The 18,736-nt window shown below is 67.0% G+C and carries 23 protein-coding genes; 9 read left to right on the top strand and 14 right to left on the bottom strand.

Annotated features, from left to right (window positions below):
- Positions 1 to 75: 75 nt before the first annotated feature.
- Positions 76 to 642 (top strand): DUF4395 family protein, encoded by a 567-nt coding sequence (locus tag ACZZZQ_RS05795; protein WP_275093374.1) that lies wholly within the window; start codon positions 76 to 78, stop codon positions 640 to 642.
- Positions 643 to 648: 6 nt separating this feature from the next.
- Here the strand turns inward: ACZZZQ_RS05795 and ACZZZQ_RS05790 are convergent, their stop codons facing one another.
- The 8 genes from ACZZZQ_RS05790 to ACZZZQ_RS05755 all read right to left on the bottom strand — a co-directional run bounded on the left by ACZZZQ_RS05790 (position 649) and on the right by ACZZZQ_RS05755 (position 7,661).
- Positions 649 to 1,401, bottom strand: coding sequence for a sulfite exporter TauE/SafE family protein (locus tag ACZZZQ_RS05790; protein ID WP_275093375.1), 753 nt, complete (start codon positions 1,399 to 1,401; stop codon positions 649 to 651).
- Position 1,402: 1 nt separating this feature from the next.
- Positions 1,403 to 1,747: a DsrE family protein gene (locus tag ACZZZQ_RS05785; protein ID WP_275093376.1), complete on the bottom strand. Its 345-nt coding sequence runs from the start codon at positions 1,745 to 1,747 to the stop codon at positions 1,403 to 1,405.
- Positions 1,744 to 2,040, bottom strand: coding sequence for a rhodanese-like domain-containing protein (locus ACZZZQ_RS05780; protein WP_275093377.1), 297 nt, complete (start codon positions 2,038 to 2,040; stop codon positions 1,744 to 1,746). The genes ACZZZQ_RS05785 and ACZZZQ_RS05780 overlap by 4 nt, the downstream gene beginning before the upstream one ends.
- A 30-nt stretch (positions 2,041 to 2,070) precedes the next feature.
- On the bottom strand, positions 2,071 to 3,480 hold the full coding sequence (locus ACZZZQ_RS05775; RefSeq protein ID WP_275093378.1) for an MBL fold metallo-hydrolase: 1,410 nt from the start codon (positions 3,478 to 3,480) through the stop codon (positions 2,071 to 2,073).
- Between the two features lie 50 nt (positions 3,481 to 3,530).
- Positions 3,531 to 4,652, bottom strand: coding sequence for a hypothetical protein (locus ACZZZQ_RS05770; RefSeq protein WP_275093379.1), 1,122 nt, complete (start codon positions 4,650 to 4,652; stop codon positions 3,531 to 3,533).
- A 383-nt stretch (positions 4,653 to 5,035) separates the two neighbouring features.
- Complete coding sequence (locus ACZZZQ_RS05765; RefSeq protein ID WP_275093380.1) at positions 5,036 to 5,677, bottom strand: class I SAM-dependent methyltransferase; 642 nt, start codon at positions 5,675 to 5,677, stop codon at positions 5,036 to 5,038.
- 56 nt (positions 5,678 to 5,733) lie between these two features.
- Positions 5,734 to 6,090 (bottom strand): hypothetical protein, encoded by a 357-nt coding sequence (locus ACZZZQ_RS05760; RefSeq protein WP_275093381.1) that lies wholly within the window; start codon positions 6,088 to 6,090, stop codon positions 5,734 to 5,736.
- Positions 6,087 to 7,661: a thioredoxin domain-containing protein gene (locus ACZZZQ_RS05755; protein WP_463507096.1), complete on the bottom strand. Its 1,575-nt coding sequence runs from the start codon at positions 7,659 to 7,661 to the stop codon at positions 6,087 to 6,089. Before ACZZZQ_RS05755 ends, ACZZZQ_RS05760 begins: the two co-directional genes overlap by 4 nt.
- A 109-nt stretch (positions 7,662 to 7,770) precedes the next feature.
- On the opposite strand from ACZZZQ_RS05755, the gene ACZZZQ_RS05750 reads away from it, so the two are divergent.
- The 5 genes from ACZZZQ_RS05750 (at position 7,771) to ACZZZQ_RS05730 (ending at position 11,467) form a co-directional block, all read left to right on the top strand.
- Positions 7,771 to 8,337: a hypothetical protein gene (locus ACZZZQ_RS05750; RefSeq protein ID WP_275093383.1), complete on the top strand. Its 567-nt coding sequence runs from the start codon at positions 7,771 to 7,773 to the stop codon at positions 8,335 to 8,337.
- Complete coding sequence (locus tag ACZZZQ_RS05745) at positions 8,298 to 8,723, top strand: BlaI/MecI/CopY family transcriptional regulator (protein WP_318391114.1); 426 nt, start codon at positions 8,298 to 8,300, stop codon at positions 8,721 to 8,723. The genes ACZZZQ_RS05750 and ACZZZQ_RS05745 overlap by 40 nt, the downstream gene beginning before the upstream one ends.
- The gene (locus ACZZZQ_RS05740; RefSeq protein WP_275093824.1) at positions 8,723 to 9,697 is read left to right on the top strand and encodes a M56 family metallopeptidase; all 975 of its coding nucleotides are present in this window, start codon (positions 8,723 to 8,725) and stop codon (positions 9,695 to 9,697) included. Before ACZZZQ_RS05745 ends, ACZZZQ_RS05740 begins: the two co-directional genes overlap by 1 nt.
- 395 nt (positions 9,698 to 10,092) lie before the next feature.
- Entirely contained in the window at positions 10,093 to 10,488 is a 396-nt protein-coding gene (locus ACZZZQ_RS05735; protein WP_463507095.1) for an ArsR/SmtB family transcription factor, read from the top strand.
- Position 10,489: 1 nt separating this feature from the next.
- Complete coding sequence (locus tag ACZZZQ_RS05730; RefSeq protein WP_463507094.1) at positions 10,490 to 11,467, top strand: SRPBCC family protein; 978 nt, start codon at positions 10,490 to 10,492, stop codon at positions 11,465 to 11,467.
- A 78-nt stretch (positions 11,468 to 11,545) separates the two neighbouring features.
- Here the strand turns inward: ACZZZQ_RS05730 and ACZZZQ_RS05725 are convergent, their stop codons facing one another.
- Positions 11,546 to 11,968, bottom strand: coding sequence for a DoxX family protein (locus ACZZZQ_RS05725; RefSeq protein ID WP_053098501.1), 423 nt, complete (start codon positions 11,966 to 11,968; stop codon positions 11,546 to 11,548).
- Positions 11,969 to 12,006: 38 nt separating this feature from the next.
- A complete protein-coding gene (locus ACZZZQ_RS05720; protein ID WP_053098502.1) occupies positions 12,007 to 12,744 on the bottom strand; it encodes a ribonuclease H family protein in 738 nt (245 codons plus the stop codon).
- Between the two features lie 85 nt (positions 12,745 to 12,829).
- Between ACZZZQ_RS05720 and ACZZZQ_RS05715 the strand changes: the two genes are divergently transcribed.
- Positions 12,830 to 13,885 (top strand): mechanosensitive ion channel family protein, encoded by a 1,056-nt coding sequence (locus tag ACZZZQ_RS05715; RefSeq protein ID WP_056276280.1) that lies wholly within the window; start codon positions 12,830 to 12,832, stop codon positions 13,883 to 13,885.
- 9 nt (positions 13,886 to 13,894) lie between these two features.
- Here ACZZZQ_RS05715 and ACZZZQ_RS05710 read toward each other — a convergent pair whose 3' ends face one another.
- From ACZZZQ_RS05710 to ACZZZQ_RS05695, 4 genes are read right to left on the bottom strand one after another with little or no spacing between them, the layout of a single operon-like run.
- Positions 13,895 to 14,137, bottom strand: a complete 243-nt coding sequence (locus ACZZZQ_RS05710) for a hypothetical protein (protein WP_463507093.1) — start codon at positions 14,135 to 14,137, stop codon at positions 13,895 to 13,897.
- A 60-nt stretch (positions 14,138 to 14,197) separates the two neighbouring features.
- A complete protein-coding gene (locus ACZZZQ_RS05705; RefSeq protein WP_463507092.1) occupies positions 14,198 to 14,536 on the bottom strand; it encodes a hypothetical protein in 339 nt (112 codons plus the stop codon).
- Positions 14,537 to 14,571: 35 nt separating this feature from the next.
- On the bottom strand, positions 14,572 to 14,877 hold the full coding sequence (locus tag ACZZZQ_RS05700) for a protealysin inhibitor emfourin (protein WP_053098506.1): 306 nt from the start codon (positions 14,875 to 14,877) through the stop codon (positions 14,572 to 14,574).
- Positions 14,852 to 15,916, bottom strand: a complete 1,065-nt coding sequence (locus tag ACZZZQ_RS05695; protein WP_187248988.1) for a M4 family metallopeptidase — start codon at positions 15,914 to 15,916, stop codon at positions 14,852 to 14,854. Before ACZZZQ_RS05695 ends, ACZZZQ_RS05700 begins: the two co-directional genes overlap by 26 nt.
- 237 nt (positions 15,917 to 16,153) lie before the next feature.
- Here ACZZZQ_RS05695 and ACZZZQ_RS05690 point away from each other — a divergent pair, with 237 nt between their 5' ends.
- Both ACZZZQ_RS05690 and ACZZZQ_RS05685 read left to right on the top strand, forming a co-directional pair.
- Positions 16,154 to 17,371, top strand: a complete 1,218-nt coding sequence (locus ACZZZQ_RS05690) for a hypothetical protein (RefSeq protein WP_463507091.1) — start codon at positions 16,154 to 16,156, stop codon at positions 17,369 to 17,371.
- Between the two features lie 67 nt (positions 17,372 to 17,438).
- On the top strand, positions 17,439 to 18,644 hold the full coding sequence (locus ACZZZQ_RS05685; RefSeq protein ID WP_463507090.1) for a hypothetical protein: 1,206 nt from the start codon (positions 17,439 to 17,441) through the stop codon (positions 18,642 to 18,644).
- Positions 18,645 to 18,736 lie beyond the last annotated feature (92 nt).

Below are 18,736 nucleotides of genomic sequence, written 5' to 3'. Positions count from 1 at the left end.
TCTCGCGCACATCTCTGTCTCCTTCTTTCGGGATCATCGACAATCGTACTATACCCCCCAGGGTATTATGTCTTCATGCCCTCCTCCTCTGAGATGCCTGAACGCCCGACGATCGGACAGTGGGTGACCGGAGTGGATGTGCCGGTTGTGAACGAGCGTGCCGTCCGAGCATCGGCCGGCATCCTGTTCCTTGGCGGCTTTGCTGCGTGGATGTGGGCGTTGGCGACCGGGGACTTGCAGCCGATGCGCGCCTTCGGCATGGTCTTCGCGGTGGAGATGCTGATCCGGCTCGTCGTCGGAACGGCATACACCCCGACTCTGCTGCTGGGCACTCTGCTCACCCGTGCGCAACGTCCGGAATGGGTTGAGGCTCGCTCGAAGGTGCTGGCGTGGAGCCTCGGATTGGGTATGGCATTGGTGGGATGCGTCAGTCTCGGCTGGCTTGGGCTTCCCGCGGTGGTCGCTCAGGCGATCTGTGGCGGATGCCTGCTTCTCCTGTATCTGGAGACGGCGTTCGGGTTCTGCGCGGGGTGCGCTCTGGCGCGACGCTTTTCGCGCCGCAAGCCGGAGCTGTGCGCCGGGGACACGTGCACCTATACGCCCCCGCCGCGGGGCTCGAAGCATTCAGTGCTGACGGACTGACGGCATTCAGGTCAGAGGGATGATGGTCGTGACGAGGGTGACGACCGCGATGACGAGCACGAGCACGGCGAAGCCGATCTGCAGTCCCTTGCCCGGGAGCTTGGCCGCCAGACGTGCACCCAAGAGCGATGCGATCATCGCGGGGATGGTGAAGGCCACGGTGAGGGGAACGTCGATGCCGCCGATGCTTGCGTGTGCGGCGGCACCGGCCAGCGAGTTCGCGACCGTCACGACGAGCGAGGTACCGATCGCGAGCTTCATCGGGAGGTGCAAGAGGAGGGCCAGCGCGGGAACGATGACGAACCCCCCGCCGACGCCCAACAGACCCGTGAGCATGCCCACGCCCAAACCGATCAGGATCGCGTGGATGAGCCAGCGCGGCTGTCGTTCTCCCTGGGATGCATTGTCGGGGATCGGTCGGAGCATCCGCACGCCCGCGACGAGCATGAGCGCGCCGAATCCGATCAAGAGCAGCGATTGCGGGAGCAGGGCGTTCACGGCGGTACCCACGAGTGCTGCCGGAATGCCCGCCGCGCTCACGGCCGCCGCGACCGGCCAATCAACGCCGCCGCGAAGGCGCGGCACTACTGCGGTGGATGCGGAGGCGATCGCCATGACGAGAGATGCGGTCATGGCGTCGGCGACCGGGACTCCGACCAGGCCGACGAGCGCGGGCACGGAGATGATTCCGCCGCCGGCGCCGACCAGTCCCATGACGGCGCCCACGACGACGCCGAGGGCGATGACGAGGAAGATCACCTCAGACGCGCACGTAGGCGGCGCCCGCCCATTGCTGCTCCGCAAGGTGGATGACGGCCGATGGCACGACGGTGACGCCCTCCGTCAGCTGGTCCTGCTCGATACGTTCACGTTCCATGCTGTTGCCGCATGCCGCGACGTCGATCATGCCTCGGAGAGTGTCGGCGAGGTCCTCGTCGAAACCTGCGCCGCTGACAAGTCCCGCAACGGCCGGCCCCTGCACCACCACGCGGATGCGTGCTTCCGGAAGTCCGTGGCTCGCATTGCGAGCAACTCGCAGTGCGCCGGTGATCACCCCGGGGTCAGAGCCGAAGGCGTGGATCAGAAGCATGTGCTGCTCGCTCACGATTGCACCGACCGGCCCGACTCGATCCAGGCCGACGTGCCCCCAGCGACGTTCACTGCCCGGATGCCGGCGGACGCCAGCGCCTCACACGCTCTGGCGCTTCGACGCCCGGATTGGCAGATCACATAGACGGCACCCGTCGTGTCTATCTCGGCACTGTGATCTCTCACCTCGCCGAGAGGGATGTTGCGGGCACCCGGCACGTGGCCGTCCCCGTACTCATCCGGTTCGCGCACATCGATGACGACTGCGGAAGGGATGGCGGCAAGCTCGTCTACAGAGATCTCGTTCATGTTCACGCTTCTTTCACGACTGATGGAGGATCAGGAGGCTACGGGTGTCTCCACCGGCTGGCCGGCGCGCACCCACCCGAGGTAGCTGCCTTCGAGCTCGACGACCGGGATCCCCGCTCGACGCAGCGCCTGGCTGGCGACGATGTTGCGGGCACCGCTCTGACAATAGGTGACGATCGTCCGATCCGCGGGAAGCTCATCACTGTCCCACAGCACCCGCCCGGCCCCGATCCGGGTCGCACCGGGGACATGCCCGTCGGCATACTCGCTCGCCTGTCGGACATCGAGAACAAACGCGTCCTCGAGGTTTGCCACCGACTCTGGAGCGATCGTGTCCGAGGGCACCGTGGGAAGGTCGCCGAGCGAGGTGACGAACCCCGCGTACGAGTCGATCCCGACCCGGATGAGGTGATCGCGAACTTCGATGGCCTGCGGCCCGTCGTGGACGAAGAGCAGCAGTGGGCGCTTTTCGCGTTCGGGATCCACCGCCCACGCGCCCCATGCCGCCGTCTTACCCACGGCCGGGATCGCCAATGCGCCCGGCACGGAGCCCGCCCTCACGGCGTCAGGGGTGCGGGTGTCGACGAATACGACGTCATCGGCATCGACGGCACCCGCCGCGCGGTTCGCGTCGAGTTCGACCAGGTCGGAGAGCGGTCCGAGGACCGAGGGGCCATCCCGATTCTCCCGCTTCATCCGCGCGAAGTATGCATGCGCATCAGGCTGCCCATCCAGAAGCTCTGCGACGAATCCGTCCCTGTCGCCGGCGGCAAGATACGGCCCCCACCAGGCGTGAAGCCGTTCGTAGCCCACGGTCGTCGACGCAATGGCGCCGAGCGCCTTCCCGCACGCACTTCCCGCACCGTGCGCAGGATGAACCTGCACGTGATCAGGAAGTGCGAGGAAGACCGTGCGCAGGCTGTCGAACAGATCCAGCGCACCCTGGAATCGGGTGTCCACCCCGCCGGCGGCTTCGTCCAGGAGATCGGGTCGCCCGAGATCACCGACGAAGACGAAGTCACCGGACAGCACATATCCCGGTTCGTCAGCGAACGCACCGTCGGTGACCAGGAAGACAAGGTGTTCAGGGGTGTGCCCGGGCGTATGCCGTGCCTGCACCCGGATGTTCCCCACCGTGATGATGTCTTCGTCGTGCAGGCGGTTCGCGGGGAAGCCATACTCCCAGTCGGCCCCACCCTCGCCGGAGACGAAGATATCAGCGCCGGTTGCGTGCGCCAGTTCGCGCGTCCCGGAGAGGTAGTCCGCGTGAATGTGGGTCTCCGTCACGGCTGTGATGCGCAGCCCGTGCTTCTTCACCGCATCGAGATAGATCCCGATATCCCGTCGCGGATCGACCACGACGGCGTCCCCCGTGGCCTGGCAGCCGATCAGATAGCTGGCCTGAGCGAGATCCTCATCATAGAAGCGTTCCAACAGCATGACATTCCCTTCGAAAACCTCACCCCAGCATACCCCCAGGGGTATGCCTGTCAAGGTGGCGGTGCAAGCGCGAACTCGGTCGCCTGCGTCGTCGCCATGAGAACGGCACCCGAGCGCAGCGCGAGTGCGGGCGCGGGGCCGGGGTCATCGACGAATGCTGCGGCATCGACATCCCGTCTGATGTATCCGCTCGAGGCGGTGAACCAGACGCTGTCCGTGGTGGCCGACACGGGCTGACTGGCTGACGGAACCTCCTGCTGCCAGAGCTCTCCCAGAGACGGAGAGACTGCGATCACAGTCCGCCTGGTTGGTGTGTCTGTGGTGAAGAAGACCGTGTCCTCAGCTGGCGTGGAGAGGGTTCTCGCAGCAGGTGTGCCAGGGAGAGTCGCAAGGAGTGTGCCGTCGTCGAAGCGGTGGACCGTGAACTGGACGCCGTCGGCCGTCGGCCACTCGAGGACGAGCACGTCGCCCGCAGGGATCGTCGAGTCTGCCGCGACGCGCGCCGGACCACTTGTCCCGGGCGGTGCTTCGGGCTCGGACTTCCACAGCAGAGGAGCTCCGTCAGCTGCCGCATCCCGCACGGCCACTCCCGTCGGCGTGTTCGAGGCCAGGAGTCCTCCGCGCGCGTACGCCGGTCGTTCGGTGTCGGGCAGATCAATCGCCTCGCCTGTGCGCGGTGAGAGTGCCGTCCCCGATGCCGGCTCATCGGTCAGAGCGCCACCCAGCATCTCGACTGTGATCAGGCCGAGGTCGGACATCCCACCGTTCACGCTCACCGGCCCCCACGCCACGGCCCCGTCGTCGCGAAACGCCGTCGCCGTGGTCTCTGTGGCGATGACACCGTCGTGCAAGGCTGCGTCGGAATCGAGGATGACGAGCAGGTCTTCCCCATCGACTCGCGTGACAGCGAACCCCGTGCAGGCAGGGTTCGTGCGTGCTTCCCACTGCTGTTCTCCGTCTGTCACGACGAAGGTGAGTTCCGCTGACTGTGGGCTCGGATAGCGGACGGCCACAAGACCATCGCCGAACCGGGTGGGGGACCGATCGAACACGACGGTGTCACTCGCGGCCGTGACCTCCCCGGCGGACGCTCCCAGCGGCTCGCTCGTGCATCCCGTCAACACCAGCACGGCGGCGACTGCTACGCAGGTCCAAGTCAGGCGGCGGTTCATCGCTGATCCCTGCCGTGTCGACCGTGCGGTGATCCCTGCTGCAGATTCTCGACAGAAGTTGCCACCCTGCGGTTCATGATGTGCGCTACTCTCAGCTATATACCCACGGGGGTATGGAATCGGAGGGGTGTCATGCCTGTTATCGCTTTTCTTGGATCGACCGCTGGCCGCTGGGTGCGGGGCATCCTCGGTGTTGCTCTGAGCGCGGTCGGTGTGATCGCGGGCCAGTGGTGGCTGCTTCTGCTTGCCCCGGGTCTGCTCTTCCTCGCGTCAGCTGTGTTCGATTTCTGCCTGCTCGGACCGTTGGCGAAACTGCCGATGCGGGGCCCTGCATTCCGTGCGGCATGTGCTCGACCTCGTAACGCGTAGACGACTCCTCTCGATCAGCTCGGGCGGCGCACCAGGACGACACTGTCGATGAGCGTCGCTCGGCGCCCATCCGGCCCGATCGCCTCGCGCTCGTGGAGTTCGCAGCGGTCGACGTGCCAACCGTCGGGGAGCTCCATGGTCGCGAGATCGCTTTCCGGGGTCGGGAAGCTCACAGAGGAAGCGGATGCGGCGTCTGCCCAGGGAGGCGGCGCTGCGTGAGCCACGACAAGAAGCGAGCCGCCCGGCGCCACGAAGTCCTTGCTGCGTCTCACGATGTCCGACCTCGGGATCTTCACCGGCCAGGAGTGAAGAAACGCCGATGTGACGAAATCGAACGTCTGCGTGGTCGTCCACTCGCTCAAGTCGGCTGCGACGAAACTGACAGCGTTGGCGCCCAGGCCGACACTCGCCGCGGCGGTGCGAGCTCTCTCCGCGGCAGTGTCAGAGAGGTCTACGCCCACCGTCAGCCACCCGCGGGATGCCAACCACACGGCATCGCCGCCTTCGCCGCAGCCGAGATCGAGAGCTGATCCGGGTTCCAGGGACTCGGCGACCTCTCGGACGACCGTATTCACACGCCCTGACCACACGGCTTCCGAACTCGCGTATCGGGCCTCCCAGAACGTCTGTGCGTCAGAAGAATCTGCGTCCGTCATGGTTGGCTCGCTTTCTGTGATCGTGCGATGTCTGGGGCGTTGCGGAGGCCGCGGTGTCACGTGATCCCGAGAAGGACCGGTGTGAACAGTGCCGCGATCCACACCGCGAGGACGAGGAGCGCAATGAAGAGCGCCCTCCGCACCCCCTTCCGGTGAGCAGTGTCGCCCCACAGGTGGGATCGGGTTTCTTGCCGCATCGCTCGATTCGCTTCGCGGCGAATCACTGGGTCGTTCATGTCGAGGTGGCCTGACCGCGCGTGCGCGGCGATCGCCTCCGATCCGGAGTCGTCGTGAGGGTCGTTCGTCTCGGGGATTTTTCGAGCCATCGTCTCCTCCTTCGTCTCCGACGGGCCGTGCGACCAGGCAATCTTGATATACCCCATGGGGTACATGGAGCTGGTGTTGTCGGTCATTTCGGATCCCTTGTGGGGGCGGGGAGACGCTTACGGCGACGGCTCCACAGGGCGAGGATGAGGGCAGCGATGATGAGGATGAGAGTGATGTCGACGAGCGGGTTCGCCAACATGCTCGCGTTCGCCTGCAACCAGGCTTGAGCCTCGACGGGAACGAGTTCAGGTGCACCTACCAGGCCGTTCGTCACCCAGAAGAGGATGCCGACGCCGGTGACGAGCAGGCCGGTGATCACTGACGTCGTGTGCCACTCGCGACCGAGAAATGTGAAGGTGCGGCCGCGAAGCGCCTGTCTCCCGCGAGTCCCGAGCTTCTGCCACAGTGCGGCGATCAGCAGCAGCGGAACGACCATCCCCGCGCCGTAGACAGCCAGGAGCGCTCCGGCGGCCACGGCGTTGCCGCGGGTCGCCGCCAGGGTCAGAACGGCGCCCAGAATCGGGCCGGCGCAGAAGCCGGCGATGCCGCTGGCTGCGCCGAGGATCGCGGTCTTCGCGATGCCCGATTTGGAAGCGGCGCGAGCGTGGAGATCTGCACCTGCGGGGAGGAGGCGGGCAGGGTCGAATCCGAAGCCTAGAGTCTGTGCGATACCCAGGGCGACAAGCACCACAGATGACACGAGAACGACCACCTGACGATGCGATACGAAGAGCGCTCCCAGTGCTCCGGCCCCGACCCCCAGCGGGACGAGAATGACGAGCAGGCCTCCGTAGAAGATTGCACCGTGGAGTGCGAGTCGAGAACCGGTGCCGATCGTCGACGCGAAGAAGGCGGGCATCAGCAGTGCCGCACACGGGCTCAGGAGCGCAAGCACTCCTCCGACGAACGCGGCAACGAATCCGATCTCCACGGCGGCCTCAGCGCGCCGATTCCAGTGCGGCTTGGAACGCGTCTTCGAAAACCTCGGTCGGCTGCGCGCCGATGATCGGCTTTCCCCCAGCACGAACATCGGCGTCGACGTCGCGCCCAACTCGAGCCCGAAATTCTGATTCTTCGCAATCACCTCCGCTGTCGCAGGGGCGTTCAGATCAGCCGCGAACTTCTCCGTGTCCAAGCCCACGTCGCCGGCGAGAGCGATGAGCGCCTCTTCGCTGAGGTTGGCCTCTGTGCGGTGGTGTCCGTCTGCGAAGAGAGCGTGGTGATACTCCCAGAACGATCCCTGCAGGGCGGCTGCATAGGAGGCGCGTGCGGCGCGCTCGGAGGCAGGGCCGAAGACGTTGACATCCCTCACTTCGATCCGCAGGTCGCCATTTTCCGCGTGTTCCATCATCGCCGGCAATGTGTTCTCGCTCCACAGTGCACAGAACGGGCACTGATAGTCGGAGAACATTACCAGGACCACGGGAGCATCAGCTGGACCAGCTGCGAGGAGATCGCTCTCGTCACGGCTCTCCGCCGCAGAAAGGTCAGGCCCCGCCGGGTTCTCCACCACGGTGGGGCCACTCGACTCCTCGGAACCACTCTCAGAAGGAGTGACAAGCGAGAGCACGAGCGCGATGAGGATGCCCACGAGGGCAAGAACCCCCACCGGCACCACCCAGGCTGGCCACGGCCGGGGCGTCTGTGCGTTCGTCATGTGTGGACCTCCTGGTCGCAGGCTGAGTGGGCAGTCGACTATCCAACATAGTCGACTATGCAAGATAGTCGACTATGCAAGATAGTCGACCTCGTGTGATGATGGTTCCATGCAGCGCGCCGTCAGTGACTTCTTCCGGGGGCAGCGGGAGAGCCTGACACTCGCTGCGCAGGCGCTTCGAGGCTGGGGGCCGCGGCAGGTCCTGGCCTCGGTAATCACGGCGGTACCGGTCGTTCTCGTGATCGGGTTCGTCACCGTTCTGATTCCCAACGATGTGTTCGCTCGCGATATCCCGCCGGTGTGGTGGAACTGGCCTGTCCTGCTTCTCACGGCGGCCATGTCGGGGATGCTCGTTGGCACGTACGTGAAGGGTGACTCATCGGCCGGTGCAGCGAATCCCGCTCTAGAAGAGGCCGCTGCTGATCGCAGCGATCGTCGGAGTGGACGACTCGGTGTGGCCGGCGGACTGCTGACGTGGTTCGCGGTGGGATGCCCGGTCTGCAACAAGCTTGCGCTTCTCGCGTTGGGGTATTCGGGAGCCATTGCATGGTTCGCGCCCTTTCAGCCTGTGCTTGCCGTCGTTGCGCTCGTCGCGACGGGAATTGCGCTCGTTGCGCGGCTGCGCGGTCAGGTGGCATGCCCGGTATCGCGACGTCGGGCACGGGTGGCGGCATGAGAAGTCCAGCAGATGGACCCCGCGAGGTGTTGCGGCTCGGTGCGCTCGAGTCGCAGGTGATGGATGTGCTCTGGGAGCGCGGCCCGGCCACAGTCCGAGATGTCATCGACGGACTCCCCACTGACCCTGCGTACACCACGATCGCGACCGTGCTGGGGAACCTTGATCGGAAGGGTCTGCTGGTCATCACAAGACAAGACCGGTCGACTCGATATGCCGCCCGCGTGAGCAGGCAGGAGCATGCAGCGGGCCTCATCGAGCAGGTACTGGCAGGGACGCACGACCGCGTGTCATCAATCCTGCAGTTCGTCGATTCACTGCCCGAGAATGAGCTCGACCTTCTCCGTGATTACCTGGATCGCCGCGACGAGGCTGGACGGCCGTGATGCCGCTGACCGTCGCCGTTCTTCTCCTCGTGGGAGGAGCGGCCTTCGCGGTGTTCGGCCCGTGGCTGTTGCGTCGAGCTGCACCGGCGCTGGTTCGAATCCCTCGTATAGCGATCGGACTGATCGTCGGCGGGATGCTCGTCTGGATCGGATCCGTGCTGGCCATCGGCCCAGTGCTTGCCTGGGCCGGGTCCGGACCTGTGGTGCTTTCCGGGCAGGCTGCGGATGTCTGTCAGCGTTGCTTGGCAGCGGCGAATCCCTTCCTCGACTCAACGACGAGCTCGCTCGTTCCGACGATTCTCTTCCTCGTCATACCAGCGGTCGTCGCGTTGTCCTTGGGTATAGCCACGAGCGCACGGATGCTACGGAATGCGCGTAAAGCGCGTGCCACCGCCGAAGCGGTTCGATCCGGATCGGTTCGTACCCGTCTCGACGGGCATGAGGTCTCCGTCATCGATAGCGAGAGAGTCTTCGCCCTCACATTCGCCTTGCGTGATGGCGGCATCGTCCTCTCCACGGGCGCCATCCGCTCACTCGACCACAACGAACTCGCCGCCGTCCTGGAACACGAACATGCTCACCTGCGGCAGCGCCACCACCTGATCTCTTCACTGGTCGACGGCATCGCTGCCCACCTGCGATGGGTACCCCTCGTCGCAGCAGTCGCCGAAGCAATCCCTCACTATCTCGAGATCGCGGCCGACAACCACGCGCGACAGGCCGTCGGAACCCCCGCTCTCGTAGGGGCCCTACTCAAAATGGCGAAGCCCTCTCCTGATACAGCCCTCGCCTCTCACCCGGCTGCGCTGCATGCGACCGGTCCGGAACGGATCAGGCAACTTGTGCGGCCAGGGGTCGGACTGTCCGGCGCAGTCCCACTGATCGCGATCGCGGCGTACCTGTTTGCCTTGGGCATAGTCTCCATTGCCATTCAGCTCCCCTACGCGTCAGCTGCGATCACCGGTTGCTCCTGATGGAGTAACTAGGTCGATCCTTGACGATGGGTGAGTGACGGTCTGAGGCTAAGAAGCGGCCCCGCCAGTTGAAGGCAGTGCGTCGATGTCACGGTTTCCCCCGGGGTTGACTGTGGCCTTCGGGAATCAGCCTGACGACCAGAGCCATCCCCTTTGATCTGAACGACTTCAAGGTCAATCCGAGGGGAGGCGGAGCGCGTCGGTAAACGCATTGCCATCGCGTGCGCCAACAGGCGCACCACCGCCGGCGTCAAGCTCCCGTCAATCCACTATTAGATCGGACTCAGTCCGATTCAACCTCGGGTAATCCGATGTAAAGCGGCCAGTCCGATTCAAAGACGCAAATCACAAGAACCCTTGACATCCGCTCTTCCCCGGGTCTAACGTACAACCAAATGGTTGCACAAAGAGAACTGACCGAAGCGGAGGTCGACCGTGTGTTCCACGCATTGGCGACGTCGACCCGACGCGACATCCTGCGTCGGACGATCGAGCGGGAGCAGTCCGTCTCGACCCTCGCCTCCGAATACGAGATGTCGTTCGCCGCGGTGCAGAAGCACGTGGCCGTGCTCGAAGCGGCGAATCTCATCGTCAAGCGCGCCGAGGGACGCGAGCGGCTCGTCCGCGCGAACCCCGAGATGATCGCCCGAGCCAGGGCGCTCCTCGCCCGATACGAAGAGCTGTGGCGGTCGCGCATCGCCCGGCTCGACGAGCTGCTGGCCGAGACGCCGGCATCCCGCACCGATACGACCGACACCACCGATGTTCCACGAACCGAAGAAGGAGACTGACATGCCCGTCACGGATGTCACCACCGATGCCGACAACCTCACCATGACCGTCGTCGCCGATTTCGCGGCGCCGATCGAGCGGGTCTGGGCCGCATACAGCGACCCGCGCCAGCTCGAGCGCTTCTGGGGCCCTCCCGGATGGCCGGCCACCTTCACCGCCTGGGACCACACGGTCGGCGGACGTGCGCAGTACTCGATGAGCGGGCCGCGCGGCGAGAAGTCGTCGGGGTCGTGGGAGTTCCTCTCGATCGATGCCCCGCACAGCTTCGAGGTGCTCGACTCGTTCGTCGACGATGAGGGCAATCCTCTCGACGGCTTCCCCGCGCAGCGGATGTCGTTCGCGTTCGAGTCCACCGCCGACGGCACCCGCATGGTCACGACCAGTCACTTCGACTCGGTCGAGGCGATCGAGCAGGTCGTCGAGATGGGCCAGATCGAGGGTCTGAAGCTGGCGATGAGCCAGCTCGACGCCGTGCTGCAGGATCTGCGCGACTACGCGCAGGGCAAGGGCACGCAGGTCGAGCTGCTCGACGACACCCACGTGCGCATCACGCGTCTCGTCGAGGGACCGCGCGAGCTGGTCTGGCGTGCGCACAACGACCCCGAGCTCATGAAGCAGTGGCTGCTCGGACCCGACGGGTGGGAGATGACCGACTGCGTCGTCGCCACCGAGGTCGGTCAGACCTACCGCAACTCGTGGGCGCCCGTGGGCGACACCGACGGGCAGCCGTTCGGATTCGAGGGCGAGGCGCTGCTGATCGACGCACCGCGGCGGTCGGTGCAGACCGAGCGGATGATCGGAATGCCGGTCGAGACGTTGAACGACCTGAACCTCTACGAAGAGGACGGGGCGACGCTCATCACGCTCTACATCGAGTACCCCGACAAGGAGACGCGCGACATGATCCTCGCCACCGGCATGGCCGACGGCATGGAGACCTCGTACGCCCGCCTCGAGCGGGAGCTGCTCGCTGTCTGAGCTCCACGACTCCGGAAGGCCGGTCGCATCCCTCGGGGAACGGCCGGTCTTCCGCCGTTACGGTGCAGAGCTTCGGAGTTATGGAGCGGCGGGAGCGGAGCCGGCCGCGTCGCGGCGCGGGCGGCGCGTCGACCAGATGGCCAGGGCGATCAGCACGGGCTGGAAGAACAGGCGCACGAATCGCTTCATGTCGGTGTCGAGGCCGAAGCCGTCGCGGTGATGCGTCCACTGCGCGATGTTGCCGGGGAAGACCGCGACGAAGAACAGTGCGGTGATCACGCCGACCAGTCCGCGGTGCTTGCGCGCGACGAGCAGCGCGGTGCCGAGTCCGATCTCGACGACACCCGAGGCGAGCACGGTCACGTCCGGGTCGATGGGCACCCACTCCGGCACCTGCGCCTGGAACTCCTCGCGCGCGAACGTCAGATGCGAGACGCCCGCGAAGACGAGCGAGGAACCCAGGAAGACCCGGCCGATGGTGCGTGCTACATTCTTCGCCATGGTGCGAGTGTACGCGGGGCCCTCAGGGGTGAGGGCCGTCAGATCAGGCGGCGGAGCGCCTCTTCGAGCGTGACGCCCTGTGCCTCGGCGCGATCGCGCAGGCGGGCGTGTTCGTCGCTCGACAACGCGAGTCGCACCTCGATCGGATCGTCGACCGGCGCGTAGAGGCTGTCGAGCAGATCGGATGGCTCGGCCCACAGGGGTTCGGCGAGAGACGTCGCGACGGCCGGGGATGCCGCAGCATCCTGCTCGCCGCGTGTCGCTGCGGCGGCGATCGGGGCGGATGCTGCGGCAGCGGCCCCGGCATCCGTCGCCATGGTGAACCCGGGCCCGCGGCGCGGCTCCTGCTGTGCCTGGTAGGCCTTCGCCGCGGCGTTCGCGCGCTCGTCGGCCGCCTCGTTCAGGGGGTGGCCGGCGTGGCCCTTGACCCACGAGAACTCGACGTCGCGCCCGCGGATCGCCTCGTCGATGCCCTCGAGCAGGTCGCGGTTGAGCACGGGCCCGCCGTCCGACTTACGCCAGCCCTTGCGCTTCCAGCCCGGCATCCACTTGGTCACCGAATCGATCACGTAGCGGCTGTCGCACTCGATCATCAGCTTCTCGGAGATGCCGGCCGTCGCCTGCAGCAGTTCGAGCACGGCCCGCAGCTCACCCTGGTTGTTCGTGCCGTGCGGGGAGCCGCCCGCGGCCCAGTTGGCGTCGTCGATGTACCAGGCCCAGCCGTTCGGGCCGGGGTTGCCCAGGGCGGAGCCGTCTGCGGCGGCGGTGATCGTCATCCCTCAACCGTAGCCGCGCGCGGCGACACTCCTTGCGCGGCCTCGTGCGTTCGCCTCCGCCCGCCGCGGGACATAGTGTGGATCGATGCCTACCGACTTCTCCTGGGATTCCTGGGTCGGCACCGCCGCGTCGATCGCCATCCTCACGGTGATCTCTGCCGCCGCACTCGCGGTGCTGGCGCTCGCCGCCTCGCTGATCAGCCGTCGCGTGCCGTGGGTGCGCGATCTCGCCAGACGCGTGCGCAACGCGATGATCGCGACGACCGCTGTGGTCGCGATCTGGATCGCGGGTGCGATCTCAGAGCCGGCGACACAGGAATGGTGGCCGGTGGTGTCCCGGCTGTTCCTGATCGCCACGATCCTCACCGGCTCGTGGTTGCTCGGCGCATCGATCTCGTTCGGCTTCGAGCGATTGATGGCCAGAGAGGAGACGCTGCTCGTCGGTCCGGAGGCCCGCCGCCGTCGCACGCAGCTGCTCGTCATCCACCGGCTCGTTCTGGTCACGATCGCCGTGCTCTCTCTGGGCGCCGTGCTCTTCAGCTTCCCCGAGATGAGGGCCGTCGGCACGAGCCTGCTGGCCTCGGCCGGCATCGTCAGCATCATCGCCGGACTCGCTGCGCAGTCGATCCTCGGCAACCTCATCGCAGGGGTGCAGGTCGCTTTCACCGATGCGATCCGAGTCGGCGACGTGGTCGTCGTCGAAGGCGAATGGGGGCGGGTCGGCGAGATCAACCTGTCCTACGTGGTCGTCTACATCTGGGACGAGCGCCGCCTGGTCATTCCGTGCAGCTACTTCACGACGACACCGATCGAGACCTGGACGCGACGTTCCGACAAGATCCTCGGCACGGTCTACCTCGATCTCGACTGGCGAGTGCCGATGGATGAGCTGCGGCAGGAGTTCCAGCGCATCGTCGAGGCGTCACCCGCCTGGGACGGCCGTTCCTACGACTCCGCGGTGACGGAGGCACAGGGCGGTTACGTCACGGTGCGCCTGGTGATGTCGGCCAAGGACTCGGGCGATCAGTGGACACTGCGCTGCGAGGTACGGGAGAAGATGATCGGCTGGCTGCAGCGTGAGCATCCCGAGGCGCTTCCCCGGACGCGAGTCGACCTGGGTGCCCCGCAGCTCGCGGACTGAGAAGGCGGGTCAGCCTTCGGGCTCGCGGTCTTCGGGCTCGCGATCTTCGATCGAGAACGCCGCGGGAGCGGGCGGGGCCACGGGGAAGGCGACGGAGCTGATCGATGCGCCGGCACCGAGGCCGAGTCCTATGGCCAGCGGGTCGACCGCCGGCGCGGCGTCGAGCACCTCGGTCTCCGACCGCTCGAGCGGCTCGGAGGGCAGAGTCCACTGATCCTCTTCGTCATCGGAGCGCTGCTGGAAAAGTCCCATGGGTCCCATTCTCGACCCGCCTCGCGAAGGGGCGGTCGGATTCACACCGGATTGATCGGGTCAGGCCTCAGCCGGCGGGCGCCGACGGAAAGTGAAGTACCCCTCGACAGCGCCGTGATTGACGACGCCGGTGCCGGTGCTGAGCATGCGCGCCGAGGTGGTCGCCCCGGACTCGACGAACGTGTACCCCGTGTGATCGAGCCGCCAGCCCACGCGTTCGACCTCGCTGAGGAAATAGCCGATGCTGTCATCGCTCATGAATCCGTTCTGGGCGGATCCCCAGGTCGAGGCCTCGCCGGTGAGTCGGCTGACCTCGACGTTGAGGTGCAGCAGCGCGTCACCGCGGTCGTAGGCGTCTCGGGCCAGCTGCAGCAGCCGGGCGGCCTCTTCGGTCGTCACGGGGTTGTGCCTCTCGTCGTCTGTGATCGTTCGGGTCAGGCTGCGGCCTCGCGGACCGCATCGACGAGTTCTCGCCACGGCCCGTCGAGTGCGGAGTCGGGGAGCTCGCGTTCGCGTTCCTCCGACGGTGTGCGCACGCGGATCAGCCACACGAAGCGGTCTGCGCCAGAATCGGCATCGCTGTCGGCATCCCACGGGCAGCTGTCGATCATCGCGATCCAGTGGTGCGTCTCGGTCGGGTCTGGTTCCACCCGCCACTTGCGACGGATGCCGGCGATGCCGCCCGTCCGCACCACCGCGATGACGACCGGCGCGTCACTCGACTCTGGGGACTCGCTCATCCTCATAGACTCCCACGGTCGCCCACGCACGTCGAGCGGCTGCGGCAGTCGCGTCGTCGATGGCGGATGCCGCGGCGAGGGTCGCGTCGGCGAACTCCGTGAAACTCGCAGTGCTCGACAGGCCGCCGGTGAGCGCGCGGTACCAGACCGTTCCGGCGGTCTCCCAGGCGTTGCCGCCGAGGTCGATCGCGAAGAGGGCGAAGGCCCGGTTGGGGATGCCCGAGTTGATGTGCACGCCGCCGTTGTCTTCTGTCGTGCGCACGAATCCGCTCATGTGATCGGGCTGCGGGTCTTTGCCGAGCTCGTCGTCGTCGTAGGCCGTGCCCGGGGCGATCATCGACCGCAGTGCACTGCCCTGCACGGCATCCGTGAAGATCTCCGCCCCGATGAGCCAGGTGGCATCTGCGGCGGTCTGCCCGAGGAGGTACTGCTCGGTGAGCGCGCCGAAGACATCGGCGATCGACTCGTTCAGCGCGCCGGGCTGACCCTGGTACTCGAGGTTCGCGGTGTACTGCACCACACCGTGCGCGAGTTCGTGGCCGATCACCGTGGTCGATGAGGTGAAGCCGACGAACACCTCGCCGTCGCCGTCGCCGAACACCATGCGCTCGCCGTCCCAGAAGGCGTTGTCGTAGTCGATGCCGTAGTGCACGGTGGCGTCGAGAGGGGCGCCGGCGTCGTTGAGCGAGTTGCGCCCGAAGGCGGAGAGCAGCATCTCGAACGTCGCCCCGAGCCCGTCGAACGCCTCGTTGACCGACGTGTCGGCCACCGGCTCGTCGTCTTCGGCGCGGACGATCGCCCCGGGGAGGTTCTGGGTGTTGCCGGCGTCGCTGATCGTGCGGTTCGGCGCGTCCGACAGCTCGGCGACCAGGTCTCCGTTCTCGTCGATCGACAGATCGATGCGCGCACGGAACGGCGGTCTGCCCGCCGTCAGTGTCTGCCGTGCGGCGGCGGCCGCACGGGGATAGCGGCCCGACTCGGCCAGGCGCGCGAGCAGGTAGGACGGGACGACTCCGGGGATCTCGGTGTGGCTGCTCATGTTCAGACCCTACGCCGGGGGTCCGACGTTCGGGCGAGGGCTGGCGGGGCCGTGCGGAGTCGCCGTACGTGCGCCTCGGTCGGCCGGATGCGCCTGCATCGGCCGGATTCCGGGCCTCTGGCCGAGGAAAGCATGTGCCGCCGAGCCGGCGCACACGAACGATGTCGGAACGACACGACATGACCGGAAATGGCCCCGACTTGATACTGAGAATCGTTATCAATAAAGTGGGCTCCTGTGACCCCCTCTCCCCGCGCCGGCCGCACTCTCCTGTTCGTGTCATTGCTCGCGGCCACCCTGACGGTGACCTCGTGCGCAGCATCCGATGCCCCGGCTCCTGCATCGAGCGCGAGCATTCCGCCGAACGACGGGGTCGACGGCGGGGGAGCGGCCGAGGTCGCATCGCCGGCTCTCGCGCTCGTCGTCGCCGACGCGGACGGCGAGCTGACCCTGCTCGACCTCGAGACCGAAGAACGCTCGACGCTCGCAGAGGGGGACGCGGATGCGGATGCCGTGCTCGGCGTCGGCCGCTTCGCCCACGTGATCCATGTCGAGGGAGACCGCACGGTCGTCGACGTGATCGACTCCGGCCGCTGGACGGTTCCCCACGGCGACCACTCGCACTCCTTCTTCGGCGACGCGGGGGTGCTCGGAACCATCGATGGAGAGGGCCCTGTCGACATCCGAGTCGGTGACAGTGCGACCGCCATCCGCTTCGGCAGCGACGTCGCCCTCATCGACCACGAGAAGCTCGCCGATCTCGACGACGCGCCTCACCTCACACTCCCCGTCGACCCGGCCGGACCCGTCATCCCGTTCTCCGGGCGCCTCCTCGCCGCCACCGGCGAGACGATCGAGATCCTCGACGCGGAAGGCACCGCGACCGGCATCGCCGTGCCCTGCACGAACGCGACCGACGTCGACCTCACCCGTGTCGGCGCCGTCTTCGCGTGCGACGCCGGTGCCGTGCTCGTGAGTCGCCAAGTCGGCGGTGCGCTCGTCGCCGAGTCGATCCCCTACCCCGCGGGCGCCGTCGCGGCACCGGTTCTCGCCGGACGCGCGGACCGACCGGATCTCGCAGGCGTCGACGGCGACAGAGGTGCCTGGCTGCTCGACTCCCGGGCCCGCGAATGGATGCTGCTCGCCACGGACACCCCGCTCCTGCGCGCCGCGGCCATCGGCGACGACGACAGCCGCACCGTCGTGATCGCCGCGGACGGCACCGTGCGGGTGCTGGCCGCCGACGGCTCGGAACTCGTCCGGACGAGCGCCCTGCTCGCCGCATCCGTCGCGGACCCTGCCCTGCGCGAACTCGTGCACCTCGTCATCGACGCCGATCACGCGTACGTCTCCGACCCGGCCACAGGCGCGGTGCACGAGATCGACCACGGCGACGGCACCGTCACCCGCACTTTCGACGGCCTCGATCCGCAGTACCTCCAGCTCGTCGGCTGACACCGGACTCATCGGCGGCATCCGTCGTCACGCGCACCCGCGCACCCCCCAGAAGAAGGAGACACCCATGCATCGACCCGCCCGCAGCCGCCTCGCGGCCGGCGCGATCGCCACGCTCGCCGTGGTCGCGCTCGCCGGATGCGCGACCGCCGCGCCCTCGGCATCCGGAGAGCCCGAGTCGTCGTCGGACCACGAAGGCGACACCAGAGTCGCCATCGCCTATGACGGCGGCATCACCGTGCTCGACGGCGAGACCCTCGAGACCGTCGACTCCGCCGAGCTGGACGGCTTCCTGCGCGTCAACCCGGCCGGCGACCACGACGGACACGTCTTCGTCACCGCGGCCGACGGATTCCACGTGCTCGACACCGGCCTCGCCTCGGACACCGTGGAGTTCACCGGCGAGATCTTCGACGCCGTCACCCCGGGCCACGCCACCCCGCATGCCGGGCGCACCGCTCTGTTCGACGACGGCACCGGAGACGTGACGCTCTTCGACACGGATGCCGTCGGCACCGGCACGCTGCCGGACTCGCGCACCGTCGCATCGGAGGCCGCTCATCACGGAGTCGCGATCGAGCTGTCCGACGGTACGCTGCTGTCGACCATCGGCACGTCGGAGTCGCGCAGCGGCGCCCGCCTGCTCGCCGAGGATGGCGGCGAGCTCGCCCGCAACGAGCAGTGCCCCGGGGTGCACGGCGAAGGCGCGCTCAAGGGCGAGACCATCGTGTTCGGCTGCGAAGACGGCGTGCTGGTGTTCGCCGACGGAGCGTTCACCAAGCTCGAGGCGCCTGACGACTTCGGTCGCTCGGGCAACGCGTACGTGACCGAGACGAGTGCGATCGCCGCCCTGGACTACAAGTCCGACCCCGATCAGGAGGGCTACCTGCTGTCGCAGCTCGCGCTCGTCGACACCGACGCGCAGAGCCTGTCGGTGGTCGACCTCCCGGAGGGCGTCGAGTACACGTGGCGCGGAGTCGGCCGCGACGGGCACGACAACATCATCGTGCTCGCATCCGACGGCACCCTGAACGTGCTCGACGAGACCGGCGCGGTGGTCGACTCGTGGGATGTCATCGAGCCGTGGGAGAGCCCCGACGAATGGCAGCAGCCGCACCCGGGACTCCGCGTGGTCGGCGACGTCGCCTACGTGACCGAGCCGGCAGAGAACCGCATCGTCGCCGTCGATCTGCACACCGGCGAGGTCGCGGCCGAGGCGACGCTCGACGTCGTGCCCGGCGAGTTCGTCGTGGTCGGCGCCGCCGGCCACTGACCGGCGCGAGGTACCGCTCCACAACTCCGGAGATCCACGTGGCTCTCGTTCCCCGAGGTGCGCCGTTCCAGGGAGCGCGAACCCGGTGGTGC

It is taken from the genome of Microbacterium sp. AC132, assembly GCF_979258525.1.
Note: the sequence above shows the minus strand (reverse complement) of the source record. Positions and strands in the feature narration are given on the sequence as shown.